At 62.9% G+C, this 14808-nt stretch carries 13 protein-coding genes; 6 read left to right on the top strand and 7 right to left on the bottom strand.

From position 1 onward, the window contains the following. The first annotated feature begins 50 nt into the window (after positions 1-50). The gene (gene trmY, locus ACFQ0E_RS09890) at positions 51-656 is read left to right on the top strand and encodes a tRNA (pseudouridine(54)-N(1))-methyltransferase TrmY (protein WP_386823484.1); all 606 of its coding nucleotides are present in this window, start codon (positions 51-53) and stop codon (positions 654-656) included. Positions 657-692: 36 nt separating this feature from the next. On the opposite strand, the gene ACFQ0E_RS09885 is transcribed toward trmY, so the two are convergent. Beyond that, positions 693-1865, bottom strand: a complete 1173-nt coding sequence (locus ACFQ0E_RS09885; RefSeq protein ID WP_386823483.1) for a lipase family alpha/beta hydrolase — start codon at positions 1863-1865, stop codon at positions 693-695. 379 nt (positions 1866-2244) lie between these two features. Here ACFQ0E_RS09885 and ACFQ0E_RS09880 point away from each other — a divergent pair, with 379 nt between their 5' ends. Both ACFQ0E_RS09880 and ACFQ0E_RS09875 read left to right on the top strand, forming a co-directional pair. Further along, a complete protein-coding gene (locus tag ACFQ0E_RS09880; RefSeq protein ID WP_386823482.1) occupies positions 2245-2412 on the top strand; it encodes a hypothetical protein in 168 nt (55 codons plus the stop codon). A gap of 96 nt (positions 2413-2508) precedes the next feature. Then, positions 2509-2895 (top strand): glutaredoxin family protein, encoded by a 387-nt coding sequence (locus tag ACFQ0E_RS09875; RefSeq protein ID WP_386823481.1) that lies wholly within the window; start codon positions 2509-2511, stop codon positions 2893-2895. A gap of 63 nt (positions 2896-2958) precedes the next feature. Here the strand turns inward: ACFQ0E_RS09875 and ACFQ0E_RS09870 are convergent, their stop codons facing one another. Next, the gene (locus ACFQ0E_RS09870) at positions 2959-3468 is read right to left on the bottom strand and encodes a DUF1993 domain-containing protein (protein ID WP_386823480.1); all 510 of its coding nucleotides are present in this window, start codon (positions 3466-3468) and stop codon (positions 2959-2961) included. A gap of 483 nt (positions 3469-3951) precedes the next feature. On the opposite strand from ACFQ0E_RS09870, the gene ACFQ0E_RS09865 reads away from it, so the two are divergent. After that, positions 3952-4998, top strand: a complete 1047-nt coding sequence (locus ACFQ0E_RS09865; protein ID WP_386823479.1) for a hypothetical protein — start codon at positions 3952-3954, stop codon at positions 4996-4998. Positions 4999-5149: 151 nt separating this feature from the next. On the opposite strand, the gene ACFQ0E_RS09860 is transcribed toward ACFQ0E_RS09865, so the two are convergent. Then, positions 5150-5761: a chorismate mutase gene (locus ACFQ0E_RS09860; protein ID WP_386823478.1), complete on the bottom strand. Its 612-nt coding sequence runs from the start codon at positions 5759-5761 to the stop codon at positions 5150-5152. 506 nt (positions 5762-6267) lie between these two features. Between ACFQ0E_RS09860 and ACFQ0E_RS09855 the strand changes: the two genes are divergently transcribed. Then, positions 6268-7938 carry a S8 family peptidase gene (locus ACFQ0E_RS09855; protein WP_386823477.1) on the top strand — a complete coding sequence of 557 codons (1671 nt, stop codon included), beginning with the start codon at positions 6268-6270 and terminating at the stop codon, positions 7936-7938. Between the two features lie 135 nt (positions 7939-8073). On the opposite strand, the gene ACFQ0E_RS09850 is transcribed toward ACFQ0E_RS09855, so the two are convergent. After that, positions 8074-9339: an amidohydrolase family protein gene (locus tag ACFQ0E_RS09850; protein WP_386823476.1), complete on the bottom strand. Its 1266-nt coding sequence runs from the start codon at positions 9337-9339 to the stop codon at positions 8074-8076. Between the two features lie 666 nt (positions 9340-10005). Here ACFQ0E_RS09850 and ACFQ0E_RS09845 point away from each other — a divergent pair. Next, positions 10006-11424 (top strand): tyrosinase family protein, encoded by a 1419-nt coding sequence (locus ACFQ0E_RS09845; RefSeq protein ID WP_386823475.1) that lies wholly within the window; start codon positions 10006-10008, stop codon positions 11422-11424. Between the two features lie 221 nt (positions 11425-11645). Here ACFQ0E_RS09845 and ACFQ0E_RS09840 read toward each other — a convergent pair whose 3' ends face one another. The 3 genes from ACFQ0E_RS09840 to ACFQ0E_RS09830 all read right to left on the bottom strand — a co-directional run bounded on the left by ACFQ0E_RS09840 (position 11646) and on the right by ACFQ0E_RS09830 (position 14580). Beyond that, a complete protein-coding gene (locus tag ACFQ0E_RS09840; RefSeq protein ID WP_386823474.1) occupies positions 11646-11906 on the bottom strand; it encodes a hypothetical protein in 261 nt (86 codons plus the stop codon). A 135-nt stretch (positions 11907-12041) separates the two neighbouring features. After that, positions 12042-12233, bottom strand: coding sequence for a hypothetical protein (locus ACFQ0E_RS09835; protein ID WP_386823473.1), 192 nt, complete (start codon positions 12231-12233; stop codon positions 12042-12044). A gap of 361 nt (positions 12234-12594) precedes the next feature. After that, positions 12595-14580, bottom strand: coding sequence for a tetratricopeptide repeat protein (locus ACFQ0E_RS09830; protein ID WP_386823472.1), 1986 nt, complete (start codon positions 14578-14580; stop codon positions 12595-12597). Positions 14581-14808 lie beyond the last annotated feature (228 nt).

The following is a 14808-nucleotide window of genomic DNA, read 5'->3' as shown; positions in this document are numbered from 1 at the left end:
TCGCCCGGCACGCTCGGTGCCGGAGGGATCATGCAACGGACACCACGGACATGCGGACTTTCGTACTCAGGGCGCGCGCGGCGCCGACCGACAGCCAGGCGCTGTGGGCCTCGGTGGGCGGCGACGCGCATACCGAGATCCTGGCGCACACGCTGATGAACGCGCTGTTCGTCGCGCAGTCGCATCGTCCCGACGTCGTCGTCTACCTGGTGCTGGAAAGCACGCGGGATTTCTCGCGCACGATCCGCTTCGACATCAATGCGATGCACGAGATCGGCGGCTTCGACGAGCGCTCTCTGCTCACCAAGGTGGCCAAGGCGCTGGATGTGTCTCGCGGCATGGCCAAGGAAGAGACGCGACCGGTGGAATCGGGCGTGACCGTGCAGACGCTGAGCTTCGAGCGGCTGGTGCAGACGCTGGCGCAGGATGATCACCAGCTGTTCCTGATGGATCGCAAGGGCACGCCGATCGGCGAGCAGGTGTTCGCCGACAAACCCTGCTTCCTGCTCACCGACCACATCCCGATGCCGAAGAAGGTCATCCCCGGTTTGGAACGCATGGGTGCGAAGAAGATCTCGCTGGGGCCGACCATGCTGTTCGCATCGCAATGCGTGGTGCTGATCCACCACGCGCTGGACCAGCGGTCGCATCCCTGAGTAGACAAGCGCTGCACGACGTTCGTCGCGCTGCGATCAGGTCTCCGCCCGCAGCCAGCGCAGCAGCCGGTCCGCGACATCGGGATGGTCGAGCAGATCGAGATGGTGCATGCCATACCCGATCCACTGCCGTCGTTTCGCGAATCCGATGGCGCGCGCCGGGTCCGGATGATGGCCGAGCGCACTGGCGACCGGCACCAGGCCATCGCCGATCCAGCGATCATGCAGCGCGCTGCGTCGGCTGGCCGTGGTGGCCGCCATGGCGTAGCAGCGCACGCCGCGCGGCAAAGGTGCCGCCTGCTCGCCTGGTGTCCATGCGATGCCGTGACGCAGATCGGTGATGCCGGCGCTGCGCAATTGCCCCACGCGTGCGAGTGGTGAAGCGAACGGCGTCGCGCCGAGCAGGACATCAATCCAGCGTCCGCCGCGTTCCAGCGGCGCGCCATGATGCGGCGAACCCATGCACACCAGATGCCGCAACGCACCCAGCCAGCGCCGCTGCAGGCGCGCGGCATGCTGGCAGGCACTGCGCGCCACCAGTCCGCCCATGCTGTGGCCGATCAGCGTGATGTCGTCGATCGGCACGGGCCACGCGGCGTGCAGCGCCTCCAGCAACGCGTCGAAGCGCAGCCCGTTGTCCACGATCGACAGGCCGGTGTTGTAATGCAGGTACAGCGGCGTGCAGCCCAGCGCCTCGCCCAGCATCGCACCGTGGTCGTGACCACCGCGCGTCCACTGCAGATCGTTCATGCACAGCCCATGCACGAGCACGAGCAGCTTGCCGCTGGCCGCCGGGCACGCCTGCGACAGCGCCGCCGTGTCCAGCGCCGGCGGCTGTCCCGCATGGTGCAGGCGCATGGGAATGGCGAGCGGGTTGGCCGTGGCCGCGAGGTGATCGCCCAGCACGCCATTCAACGCGGCGATGACCGCCTCGCGTTCTGCCGACGTACGTTCGTATTCAAGATCCTGCCGGGACAACACGGCATCCAGCCCGGCACCGGTCAGGCGGGTCACGCCACGGATGCTGCGATAGACCAGTCCGGTGATTCCGGCGGTGTGCGTTGCGGCTGCATCGCGCAGGCCCAGGTCGGGGCGCGCGATGGCGGCATGCATCGCCTCGACCACATCGGCCAGGCCGGACGTCGCATCCACGCCCAGCCGCGCAAGACCATGCAGGTCGGACAATCGCAGCGAGCGCGGATCGATCATGCGACGAGCGTTCCCGGACAGGGGCGATACCGCAGTATGCATGAAGCCATCCGCCGCCGCGCCCTCGACGATCGCGCCCCTGCAGCAGGGATCGCCGACGGCAAGCGCCTTGATCCCGCAGCCCTCGCTGTCGACCGGATCAGCGCACCATCGCGGCGCACGCCGTCGAGTTCGGGCAGCGCCTGCTGCCCCTCCCCCGCATGCCGCGCAGCGCTGCCCGCCCCGGACCACGGACCGGCGATGCGGGCGACATCGGGTGTGATCCTCTTTTCACGCATGTCCCGCTGAAGAAGGTGCGGCGCGCCGGGGGCCAGGCGTCCACGGCACGTCGCGAACCCAACCTGTTCCTTTCGTCCAACACGCTCCAGAAGGATCCGACATGACGCGTTCGAAGACCACCCGCCTGCTCGCCGCCACCGCCCTGATCCTCGGCATGACGATGCCGTTCCTTGCCTCCGCTGCGGACCTCAAGGCCTACCTGGATTGCCTCCGCCACTGCGCGGGCAGCTGCAACCTCTCCGGTCATTGCTTCATGATCGAAAAGTAATCCGGGAACGCGGTCGGGCCAGGGACCGGGCCACGGCAGGATGTCGACGCATGTCGGCATCCTGTCTCTTTCCCACATGAAGAAGAACGCCATTCCATGACGAAACTTGCGCAATTCATTCTTCCTGCCCTGCTCGTCTGCGGCCTGGGCGTCAGCGGCTATTTCGCATCCACGGCCTTGCGCAGCGCGATGCAGATCCAGCCGCCCCAGGTCGAACTCGGCGACCATTCCGCCGTCGTCCAGCGCTACGGCGCCCGCACCGTGCTGTTCACCTCATCGACCTGCACCTATTGCGCATCGATGAAGGAGATGCTGGACGAACGCAGCGTCGTGTATCGCGAGATCCAGGTCGACAAGCGCCCCGAGGACATGACCTATCTGGTGAACACGCTGAAGGTGCAATCCGTCCCCACGCTCGTTCGCGACGACCGCCGCCTGACCGGCTTCAACCGGAGCCAGGTGGAACGCTTCCTGACGCCCTGACAGCATTCGGTCGCCATCGCGCCTGGCGCCTTCGCCCGACGCGACGCGACGCGAACTGATCGATCAATAGGCGCCCATGAAATCCTTCTTGCCGATCTCCACGCCGTTGTGGCGGAGGAGATCGTAGGCCGTGGTGACGTGGAAGAAGAACTGCGGCAGTCCGTACGACAGCAGATAAGCCTGGCCGCCGATCTTGCGCTCCTTCGGCGTACCCGGACGCAGCACGATCTCCCGCGCCTCGCCGCCTTCGAACCGCGCCGGGTCCAGTCCACCGATGAAGGCCAATGTGGCCGCGATGCGCTGCTGCAGCTCGGCGAAGCTCTGGTCGCCGATCTCGTAGGCCGGCACATCCTCGCCGGCGAGTCGCGCCGAGACGCTCGTGGCGAAATCGCAGGCGATCTGGACCTGCCGGGTCAGCGGGAACATGTCCGGGAACAGTCGCGACTGCAGCAGCGCCACCGGCTCGATCTTGCGCTCGGTCGCATGGGCCTCGGCCTTGGCCAGCACGCCGGACAGGGCGTTGAGCATCTGCTGGAAGACGGGAACGGAGGCGGTGTGCATCGAAATGGCCATGAGCGGATTCCATGTAGGGGATGGGGAAGCGCATGGTAGCGGGCGGACGGGCATGGTGCGATGTCGAATCGACATCGATACAGCCCGCGCGATCGCATGACCACCTGATCCGTTCGGGTTTGGTGCGACGCGACATGCAAGCCTCACCCGGAGACGGTAGGTTGCACGGCAAGGCTGATCGGAGTGACCGGCCAATCGCAGAATCGCCAAGGACAGGCATCGGCATGATCTGCCATCGCGATCCACGCCCGCAGCCCATGGCCGCATCTTGAGCGCAGCTTCGCATCCGCGAAGCCGGGCGCCTGGCGCTGTGGCGCCGACATCGCGACGACGCGACGGCCTCAACACCCGATCCACATCGCCATGCGCATGGCATGGCGCGGCCTCCCCATGTCGTCGCGCGATCCGCCGCACGCGCGACGCCTCCACGAGACCAACCACGATGCGGCGAGACAACGACATCGCCAAGAAGAGGACGACAACTTGAACGCGAACACTGAAGCAAGCGACACCGCCGCCTACTACGACTGCACGCTGAAGGCCGGCTACTACAACCTGGCCGGCGTCGATCTGGCCCATCACACCTATGCCGTCGCCGAAAAGAACGGCGTGGCGCACGTCATGCCCTGCTTCGGCTCTTTCGCACTGCGCGAAGGCGACCGCGGCAACACCGGTGTCCGCTACCCGGCGGACCTGTGGTCGCCTTCGCTGATCTGGTCGCGCAACCAGGGCAATGCGCTGGCGGCCAACCTCTCGGTTGCGCTGGGCATGGCGCAGTTCACGCTGACGCCATATCTCGGCTGGACCGTCGACGAATGGGACAGGCACTGGCGCAATTCGCCGATCGGGGAATTCGGTCTGGCCTCCTGGTCCGGACTGCTCTACGGCGTCACAGGCGTGTGCCATCAGGCCTGCAATCGCATCCTGTTCTCGACCCTGCAGGGCGGCTTCATCTACAGCCCGGTCAACTGGCCGCCCAGCCTGTCCGCCAGCTACTGGGTCTATGGGTTCTACGGCACCGACGCCCCGGCTGCCATGATCCTCACGGCCGCGCTGGTGGTGAAGGCGGTCGCGGGCGAGAAGGCCGACCAGGGCGAACTGCTCAAGGCGCACGAACTCGCGCACAACCTCAGGCGGCATCACGTCGAACGCTTGATCAACGACCCGACGAATGGCGGAGCCCGCGCGCACGAGGTCCGAGGCCTCCTCGAACATCTGCCGGACGAGTTGAAGATCGCGGATCCTGCGGCGGTGATGAAGATCATCGATCTCGACAGGCAGTTCACGACGCAGAAGGCCGCGATGGACAGGCGGTTGATCGACACCTCGACCTCTTCGGATCATGACGAGTACGCCGGCCGGGTCAACGAAGGATTCCGGACCATGCTCGACGGCTTCCGGAACACCATGCCACCCGAAACCTTCCAGCGCCTGTTCCCGGATGCTGGCGAGAACAGGAACTACACCCTGATCGATCGCCGGATGATGCCTGCGAACTACGTCCGCCATCGCGAAGGCCACCACACCTGATTCGTGGCCCAGACCGATCGCCATGAGCAAGACGGGGCCTGTCAGGCAAATCCTGCAGGCCCCTGATCTCGCATCATCCGGGAACGCCTGGCAATCGCACGGCCATGGCGGCAAACCACAGGATTCAAGACTGCGACCAGAAGCCCCGGGATCACTCGCCGATGCAGACCCGGGCAAGCGCACGATCGAGCGCCGCGCGATGCACATCCTCGAATGCGGCAGCCCGCATCACATGGTCCACCGCACGCGCCACCAGGGCCCCGCAGTCGGCGGACTCGCGCAGGGGCCGCAACTGCTGCAGGTCCGCCATGATCTCGATCTGCAGCCTGTCCAGCTCGGGGCGAATCTCGTCCGACAGGCTCCTGCGCGGCCAGGCAGGCGCACGGCCTGTCCGCTTCCACGCATCGAGCAGCGCGTACTGGACCTGCTTGCTCGCTTCGATCTGATCCGTGAAAAGCGCTTCCACATCCTGCGTCGCGAGACCATGGGCCGGTGCAGCCGCCACGGCCTTGGCGATGACCTCCGCCTCCCGCTGCGGATCATGCACGGGTCGACCCGAATCCCACTTGCTCAGCGCGACCTGATCGGCCGTTTTCACACGCGCCGCCATGTGGCTCACCAGCGGCACGAACGCGTTCTGTTCCCTCGCAGGTGTGGATGCGCAGCCCGACAGGAACCAGGCTGCCAGCGCAAGTACCGCCATGACGCGGGCACCCGTCAAACAGGCAGGCTTTCTGCCTTCAAACGAAACCGTTGCTGCCATGTCCGTCTCGAAACCCGTTCGGAGGAACAGGACTGTAAACCGATTTTTGCTGGGGCGACCAGAACACACACTCGGCATGCGGCATGAGAACGTTGTCGTCCCGGTGGCGCACGGCAAAGGGCTGGAGGATTCTCGACACAGGGCGCTGAGCAAGCGCAGGACTTCGACAACCGACGCGTTCGCAGCCGAGGCAATCGCCCCCGATCCGCACCGTCGCCGGTACGACAACGCCTCGCCTCGGGGCCTCGCGCTTCCGCCAAACCGGGAAAAGACCGCGAATTCATGCGTCCGCACGGTTCCGGTACAGTGACTGCCAGCGGACCAATGTCGCGCGATCGTCTCGATCGCGGACATCCATCGTCATCGCACAGGAGGATATCGCATCGCGCGCGCGGTGCCCGGCCAGGGACAGGCCATCGGACGCATTCATTGGCTTCTCTCCAGTCGTGCCTGCAAGCGACCCACGCGGCGTACAGCTCGTCGCGACTACAAGGAGAGAAGTGAACATGAAACATCGTGCTCTTTCGCTATCCGTCGCCGCCTTGTTGATGGCGGCTGCAAGTCCATCGTTCGCGGGCAAGGCCCACCTCGACGGCCTCCGCAGCGACACCGCGTTCGACCAGTTCATCGTCAGATACCGCAACGGCAGCGCGGAGCGCACGGACCGCGCCGCGATCGACCGAGGACTCGCACGCGCCTCACGCGCGATCGTCGGCAAGCGCACGCTCGCCGTGAAGCATTTCCGCCGGATGTCGCTCGGCGCCGACGTGATCCGCACCGACCGCAAGCTCGATCGCGTCGACGCGGAAACCCTGATGCGCCAGATCGCGGCGGATCCGAATGTCGAATACGTCGAGGTCGATGTGCGGATGCATCCGACGCTGACGCCGAACGATCCGCGCTATCCCGACCAATGGCATTACTTCAACCCCACGACCGGCATCAACCTGCCGAATGCCTGGGACAAGAGCACGGGCTCGGGCATCGTCGTCGCCGTGCTGGATACCGGCAGCACCCCGCACAGCGACCTGAATTCCAATACGGTGGCCGGCTACGATTTCATCAGCAATACAACAACCGCGCAGGACGGTAACGGGCGCGACAACAATCCGAACGACCCGGGCGACTGGTTCACCAACTGGGCATGCGGTGGCGCACCGGATCCTCAATTCGAACGCAGGGATTCGAGCTGGCACGGCACTCACGTCGCCGGCACCATCGGTGCCCTCACCAACAACGGCAATGGCGTGGCCGGCGTCGCCTACGGCGCCAGGATCCAGCATGTCCGCGTGCTCGGTCGCTGCGGTGGCTCGCTGTCCGACATCGCCGACGGCGTGATCTGGGCGTCGGGCGGTACGGTCAGCGGCATCCCCGCCAACCAGACCCCGGCGAGGATCATCAACATGAGCCTCGGCGGCGGCGGCACGTGCTCGATCGAATTACAGAACGCGATCAACAGCGCGGTCGGTCGGAGCACCACGGTCATCGTTGCCGCCGGCAACAACAACGGCAACGCCGCCAACGTCCAGCCGGCCAACTGCGCGAACGTGGTGGTCGTGGGCGCGACCGACATCAACGGCGCCCGCTCGGTCTGGTCGTCCACGCAGCAGTCGAACTTCGGAGGCAATGTCGACCTGTCGGCGCCAGGCTCCGGTATCTGGTCCACCCTCAATACCGGCACGCAAGGCCAGGGCACCGAAACCTACGCGTCCTATAACGGCACCTCGATGGCCACCCCGCACGTCGCCGGCGTCGCGGCACTGGTGCAGAGCCGGCGACAAGCCGCAGGCCAGTCCCTGTTCACGCCGGCGCAGCTGGAAACGCATCTGCGAAACAACGTCCGTCCATTCCCCGCCACGCCGGACCAGCCGATCGGCACCGGGATCGTGAATGCAGACGCTGCAGTCACCGCAGCCGTGCCGCCACCATCGGCACCGGTGATCAACAGCTTCACCTGCTCGGGCACGGGCGGCGGCTACTGCAGTGTGAGCGCGACGTCTTCGACACCGATGACCTACGCGTGGTCCGGCGGGTTCAGCAACAGCTGTACCGGGCCGACATGCTCGAATGTATGCGGCACGCTGGGCAGCTTCACGATCAAGGTGACAGTCACGGTCACCAACAGCATCGGCTCGACCAGCGCGGATGCCTGGCCGTTCTGCCAGCGCTCCTGGTGATTCACCCTCGCATGGCGGGTGGTACACCGCCGCCCGCCATGCATCCACCTTGGCATCGGGTTCGACCGTCGGCCTTGCCGGTGCGACTTGCCGGGTCGATGAACCAGCCTGCGGCCTTGCCCGGGTTACTTGCTGTTACTCCCCCGGCCCCGCCGCGTAGACCACACGCCCGCCGATCAAGGTGTAGCGCACATCGGCGAAGGCCTCGACTCCGAGAGCGGGATCGCGGGCCAGGATCACCAGGTCCGCGTCCATGCCCTCGGCGATGCGCCCCTTGCGCGCACGCTGGCCGAAGCGGGCGGCGGGCGTCGAGGTCAGGCTCGCCAGCAGTTGCCGCCAGTCGAGTCCAGCCTCATGCATCAGCCGCAGCTCGTCGCGGGTGTCGTACACGTCGGCGTATCCCGCGTCGGTACCGAACAGTACGTCGCCACCCGCCGCCGAGAACGCACGCAACTGGCCGGACGCATTCTCGCGCATGCGCTCCAGGGCGGCGGCAGGCGCGCCTTCCTTGCGGACTTCCACCTCGATCAGCGCCAGCGTCGGCACCAGCGCGATGTCCGCTTCCACCAGCCGACGCACCACCGCCTCCGGCCAGGGCGCGATGTTCGGGGTGGTATGCGCGAACACATCGACGCCTGCCGCCATCGCGACCTCCATCCCTTCGGTATTGCTGGGGTGCGCGAACAACGGCTTGCGCGCGTCATGCGCAGCCACCGCGACCGCACGGGCGATGTCCAGGTCCATCGGCAGCACGCCGATCTCGCCGCCCACCATGGAGCCCGCGAAGATCTTCAGGCCGTCGGCGCCCTGCGCCAGCTGTCGCCGCGCACGCGCGGACGCCTCGGCCGCCGTCGCCACCTCGGCCTGCTTGAGCGACCAGCCGCCCAGCGTGTCCGGCACGTAGCCCGGCACACCGTCCTTCGGAAAGAACGGCTCGTCGACGGTCAGGATCGCCGGGCCGCGCACCGTGCCCGTCGCGATCCGCGCGCGCAGACCGAACGCATTGCCGGGCGCCGAGGCGATGTCGAACACCGTGGTGAATCCCCAGCGCAGGTACGCTGACGTGAGCGCAGCCGACAGCACGTCATCGGCATGTCCCGCCGCATGATCCAGCGGCGGCGCGATCAGATGCACATGGCTGTTCCAGAAACCCGCGACCAGCGTGCCGCCGCCGGCATCCAGCACCGTCATGCCCTGCGGCACCGGGACACTGTCCGCATCGCCGAACGCTGCGATCCTGCCGTCGCGGATCAGCAAGGCGCCGCGCGAAATGGGCTCCGCCTCCGGCCCCGCCACGATCCGCGCATTCACCACTGCGACCGTCTGCGCATGCACGGACGGCACGACGGCCACGGCCAACAGCAGGCCAGCCCATACAAGCAAACGTCCGGATATCGTCATCGCGCGCTCCTGAGGAAAAAAATCCATCATACGCCGCACGCATGGATGTCCCTCGCGACAGGAACTGCCGGGAGCATTGCATTGGCGGGGGCAAGACTCGCACTACACATGAAACTCACCCGCCTTACGGGTTGTAAACGGATTCATCGCAGCGGCAACCAGGACATGCCTTCAGCATCCGGCATGAACGTTTCTCAGTCCCGGCAAGTGCAACGCACACCACCGGGCGGGACGAATGCGCGCCCCTCCGGAGATTCCGGCCTTGCGCGGGCGACTACCTGCCAACCCAACCTGCACGCCGATAGATGAGGCCGCAGATTTTTTTCCGCAGCGATTCACCCATTCAATCAGGCGGATCGAACGCCTGTCCGCCGCTGCCATCAAGACGCGTACCGCATCAATAGAAGGGCTATGGATCGCTCATGGCCGAGCCCTTTGTCCGCGCTCAGTGCGCACGAGCCAAGGAAGCCGGCATGTCGACAGGCCACTCGATTTCCTGGGAAACGCGATATCAGACACGCTCATGCGATGGGCCGGTCGCGCACGCATCCGGGCACCGGACGTCAACGCGGCGTCATCCCCCTCGTGGGAGCGACGCTCCAACAAGCATGCAGCACAAGGCAGACATACAGCCCTGCGCCTGCTCTCGTCGATAGGAGAACCACCATGCAGATCAGCAGACGTGAATTCAACGTACTCATGTCGTCGGTTGCCATTGCCCTCGTCACCCCTCGGGTTTCAGCCCAGGCGCTACGCGTGCGACGAGAGATCCGCACACTGTCGCCGGCCGATCTGGACGGACTGCGCGCGGGCGTGCAGGCGATGCGCGCCTTGCCCAAGGCGAACTTCCGCAGCTGGCTCTATCAGGCCGGCGTTCATGGAGCACCGGCTGGGGACAGCGCTGGCGTGCCCGATGCGGGCACCTACTGGAACCAGTGCGTGCACGGCGGCCTGCATTTCCTGAGCTGGCACCGATGGGAGCTGCTGTTCATCGAAGAAATCATGAGACTGATGTCGGGGCGCTGCGATTTCACGCTGCCATACTGGGATTACATCGCGGATGGCTTCCTGCCCGACCCACTGCGCCTGCCGGCGGATGCCAGCAACCCGCTGTACAACAGCAGCCGCGCTGCGGCCTTGAACGACGGCAGCGCTGGACTCGGGGGCCTGAGTCTGAACGCGCTGGACCAGGCAGCGTTCGCGAATTTCTCCGGCAGTCTGTATGGCAACCCGCATTCGGCCGTTCACGGCTTGATCGGCGGCGACATGGGGTCGGTACCGACGGCAGCGCGTGACCCGGTGTTCTACCTGCACCACTGCAACATCGATCGCTATTGGGAATGCTGGTCGAAATCCGGCAAGGCGAATCCCGGCGCACCATGGACGACGCAGACATTCCCGTTCCGCACGCTGTCGGGACATCGCGATGCACGCGCCGGCGATGTCGGTCGAACCAGCGACGTTGGCTACACGTATGACAACTTGCCATGCAGGCAGCGTTTCCGTCCGGACCTTCGCGATCTGGTGCGCGACCTGCGCCACATCAAGCTGCGCGTGCGTCCGCGCCCGATCCCCGAGCCAGGCCCATGGCCGTGGGCCGCGGCGTTGACCACCGAATCGTTCGTGATCACCGGGCAACCGCTTGCGGTCCTGCTGCCACAGGCCGAACTGCGGAAAGCGAACATTGCCGCCAGGGGCGCGGACGGCGGGGCACCTGCAGCGGTCACGCTGCGCGGTGTGACCATGTCCAGGGAAGCTCAATCAGGCGGCTTCTTCATCGAGGCCTGGATCGCGCCAGCCAAGGCGCTGCGCGCAGGCAATCTGCAGGACGCCCAACAAATCGGCAGCTTCAGCGGTTTCGATCTGACACTCCATGCCGGTCACGAAGGACACGCAGGCGCCCAATCGATCGCATTGCCCATTGGCGAACAGGCCATGCGCCTCCTGACTGGCGCACAGGGCGACGTTGCCGTCGTGTTCGTTCGCAGAGGACTTGTCGGTCGTAACGGCAAACAACTGGATGGCTCCGCGCGAGCCGAGTTGTTCAAGGTCGAAGGGCTGGGTCTGGAGGCAGCTCGGCGTTGAGCAGCCCGATCGCGGATCCGCGATTTCACTGGCTGCTGGCGGACAGAGACGCCCGGTTCTCCGGGCGTTTCTGTTGGGCGGATAGAGGAATCCAACCCGCATCGCGCGCAGGCGCGTCAAGGTTTGGTAACCGGGGCAGAGCGCAGCGAAACCCGGGATAAGCGCACGCACGTCTACCCGGAGGTTCCGGGTGCGGCCTCTGGCCTTACCTGGGCTACTTGCTACCGCGCTTGCTGTTTTCTTCTATTGCTTTCTATCCATTGCTCAAGATGAGGCCAGACTATTTCGTTGATCTCATCATCGGTGTGTGCGCCGCCACCTAGGCACTCTGCACCTGGCAACTCCCTGACTTGCGTTAGATCGAGATCGAATGCCTCCATAAAAATCGAAACGACTACGAACGCATTGAATTGCGCCTCGTCAATCTCATTCCTGATGATTTCGACGAGCGCGCGTATAGAGCCAGCTTCAAGAGCAGACATTCGCAAATCTTCCAACAAGCGAGTGCTGGCTGTCATACAGGACACCAAGTGTATTGATTCGAGATAAGTGAGTGTCGCTGACTAAGATGAACGTAGACGACCCCGGGCGCAGACACCGCCTGCGCCCGGTAAAGCTTACGCGGCGGGGCCGTCGAGGGGCACCAGGCGGTTGTCGGCATCGTACTGCAGGCCGCAGAGCATGGCGGCCATGCCGCGCAGGGCGGCTTGCGGGCTGGCGCCGCTGGCTTCGCACAGGGCTATGAACTGGGGCGGGACTTCGACGAGCAGGACGTTGGACGGCTGGAACTGCGGCTTGGGCTTGGACATGACGGACCTCCGTTTCGCCCGGCAGCCCCTGTGGCCGCCGTTGGCGATTCAGAGGCGCATCGCGCGCAGGCGCGTCAAGGTTTGCGCAGCAACTCGCCTCGACCTTGACGCGCCGAGCACGATGCGATGCTGGGACGACAACGGTGGGCACCTACTCAATTCAAACGAAGCTGCTTTTGATCCGTAGGGCGGGTCTTGCACCCGCCGAATGACGGTCGGATCGTCGCTTCGTTCGATTGGCGGGTCCAAGACCCGCCCTACAGAGAAATTCACTCGCCTTACGAGTTTGGAAATTGAGTCTAAGCACCCTACAACAGCGTATCCGCCTTACGGCCTTTAGCGATACTACCGCACTTACCGATCACGCAAGCGTTAGTAAATAACTCCACTCTACGTCCAAAATATGCTCTTCTGTTATTGAAATAGGCGTTCGAGTCAGCTCATCTAGGAGCAAGCGGCCGACAACATCATCTTCAACCGCATGAGCCTGAAGTGCCTCTGTAAAAGACGGTCCTTGCAACGCATGCGCGCGCAAAAGCTCAAAACTTGGAGAAAATAACGGCGCAACGTTAGGATTAACGCTATTCAAAACTTCTAATGCCGATGAGTAGGACCGCTCACGCAACTTTACGGAGGCAAGGCCGGATGCGAAGTAAGGCCGCTGCTGCACCCACGGGCACCCATCCAAACCTGACCTAAAAATACTGGCAGCAGCCTCTAAATCACCTCTTTTGATGTAGATCATGCCCTTAAGATGACTGGCAACCCAATCGGCGCGTGTAGAAGGCTGCCAATCATTCAAGTAATTCAAGGCACTTTCTAGCTCACCCACGGCAACCAGCGTAGACGCGATCCCAACACGCGCCGCACGAGCTTGGATAAAATTCTCTTCAATACTAAGATAAAGCCCAAGAGCTTTCTTGAAATATCCACTTCTCCGTTCAAGATCAGCAGAAGCAAGCCAAAGAGAAAAATCTTTTGGGAAATCCTGCTTAAGCTCTTCTAAGACCTGTCTCGACCGAACCCAATCCCGCATGTCACGAAGAATACGTGACTTTGCAGCGCCAAACCCTAAACGCCAACGATGGTCCAAAAGCTTACCTTGATCAACGCACGACAGTGCGGCGCTGAACATGCCCCGCTCTCTTAGCATGTCGGCTTTTTGTATAATCGGCACGGGGTCATCAACCGAAAGGCTCACTGCCAAGTCTTGATCAATCAAGCCTCTCTCGAAATTACCCAAGTCGTGATGCACGCCCGCTCGCCCGCTGAATGCAAATGCATTTGGAAGCGACTCTTCAATAATGCTATTGTACTCCAACAATGCATCCTGCAAATCTCCAAAATGAGCATATACAGACGCCCTAAAGTTCCTTGCAACAATATCGGTGGGGAAAAGATTGACGCAACGCTCGATAGCTTCCAAGGAATTCGCCTTTTGGCCGATCTGCTTAAATATTTCGGCGCGTCCAATTAACGCAGAACGCTCATCCCCATACATCTCTCCAAGTCGGAACTCCTCCATTGCAGCTGGAAACTCACCCTTTGCGACGAGCGAATTTCCAAGCTGAATGTGCGCCCAGGCATCATTCGGAACCTCTTGGACAGCCATTTTCTCAAGCTCGATTGATCGCTCCAGATCGCCGACACTTTTCGCAAATGACGCAAGATCACAAAGAGACTTGCTGAGCAGATCTCGTCGACTTCTTTTCTGAAAAGAAGCCAAATCAGAAACCAATCGCCGAACTTTCTCATCATTACCAAGGGCGATTTCACTCTTAATCTGTGAAACCTGCTTTTTAACCTGCTGGAACGCATTAAAACCTGACACCCCATCAACTTCATCAGGAGGAAAATCGGCTTGCGCCAACGAATCCCGCGCGAATTCAAAAAACCGGCTTTTTGGCTTCTCCTTATACTTAGAAGCCCAAAATTCAACGATTTTTCTCGTGATTGCAGCGTGGCTGCGCAAAACGGGGTCGGAGAGAAGTTTGAACAAAGTGTTATTACTTCCGCCTTCTATGCTTGCAAATTCATAAAAAGCGCCGAGCTTAGATACACGAGCGCGGACCTCATTTCGATCTACACCATCAAAAGTCTCATCAGGAATATCATCCCAAGCGGAAACGCAAGATCGAACAGATGTCTGACGCATCACGAGCGTGTCAAACAGCTCCTCAAGAGCATCAAGATGCAGAGCCCCAAGGAATTCGGAAACCTCGCGCGCAGGAAAATCAGCAGGCAATGCTTTGGAATAGAGCCTATGAAGCACAAATAGCCGTGCGACGTCATCCGCCAAACACTCCTCTGCTAACAGAGCGCAACGCTCACGGCTCGGCATGCTCATTTGAGGATCTAGTGCAATAAGGCATAACCTAAGAGTACGATCGCAATACCAATGATTCTTGCACTGCCTCAGAAGATCTTCTTTTCCTGCGCACTCAATCTCTTCCACATCTCGCGAGTGCAAGAAGAACCTCGGCACTGCGGATCGCCCCAAGACAATTGAGCTAGATTCGCCATCTAACGTGTAGCCGAAGTATTGTCCGCCGCTGAGCAAAACCGCTCGGCGCGC

Origin of the sequence: Lysobacter brunescens (genome assembly GCF_042677005.1) — a bacterium.
Classification (GTDB): Bacteria; Pseudomonadota; Gammaproteobacteria; order Xanthomonadales; family Xanthomonadaceae; genus Lysobacter_I; species Lysobacter_I brunescens.
This window is presented reverse-complemented; position numbering and strand designations above follow the sequence as displayed.

What these genes read in the sequence shown, in the direction of transcription:
- trmY (WP_386823484.1), top strand. Translation starts at nt 51, where the DNA reads ATGCGGACTTTCGTACTCAGGGCGCGCGCGGCGCCGACCGACAGCCAG.
- ACFQ0E_RS09885 (WP_386823483.1), bottom strand. Translation starts at nt 1,865, where the DNA reads ATGATCGATCCGCGCTCGCTGCGATTGTCCGACCTGCATGGTCTTGCG.
- ACFQ0E_RS09880 (WP_386823482.1), top strand. Translation starts at nt 2,245, where the DNA reads ATGACGCGTTCGAAGACCACCCGCCTGCTCGCCGCCACCGCCCTGATC.
- ACFQ0E_RS09875 (WP_386823481.1), top strand. Translation starts at nt 2,509, where the DNA reads ATGACGAAACTTGCGCAATTCATTCTTCCTGCCCTGCTCGTCTGCGGC.
- ACFQ0E_RS09870 (WP_386823480.1), bottom strand. Translation starts at nt 3,468, where the DNA reads ATGGCCATTTCGATGCACACCGCCTCCGTTCCCGTCTTCCAGCAGATG.
- ACFQ0E_RS09860 (WP_386823478.1), bottom strand. Translation starts at nt 5,761, where the DNA reads ATGGCAGCAACGGTTTCGTTTGAAGGCAGAAAGCCTGCCTGTTTGACG.
- ACFQ0E_RS09855 (WP_386823477.1), top strand. Translation starts at nt 6,268, where the DNA reads ATGAAACATCGTGCTCTTTCGCTATCCGTCGCCGCCTTGTTGATGGCG.
- ACFQ0E_RS09850 (WP_386823476.1), bottom strand. Translation starts at nt 9,339, where the DNA reads ATGACGATATCCGGACGTTTGCTTGTATGGGCTGGCCTGCTGTTGGCC.
- ACFQ0E_RS09845 (WP_386823475.1), top strand. Translation starts at nt 10,006, where the DNA reads ATGCAGATCAGCAGACGTGAATTCAACGTACTCATGTCGTCGGTTGCC.
- ACFQ0E_RS09840 (WP_386823474.1), bottom strand. Translation starts at nt 11,906, where the DNA reads ATGTCTGCTCTTGAAGCTGGCTCTATACGCGCGCTCGTCGAAATCATC.
- ACFQ0E_RS09835 (WP_386823473.1), bottom strand. Translation starts at nt 12,233, where the DNA reads ATGTCCAAGCCCAAGCCGCAGTTCCAGCCGTCCAACGTCCTGCTCGTC.
- ACFQ0E_RS09830 (WP_386823472.1), bottom strand. Translation starts at nt 14,580, where the DNA reads ATGAGCATGCCGAGCCGTGAGCGTTGCGCTCTGTTAGCAGAGGAGTGT.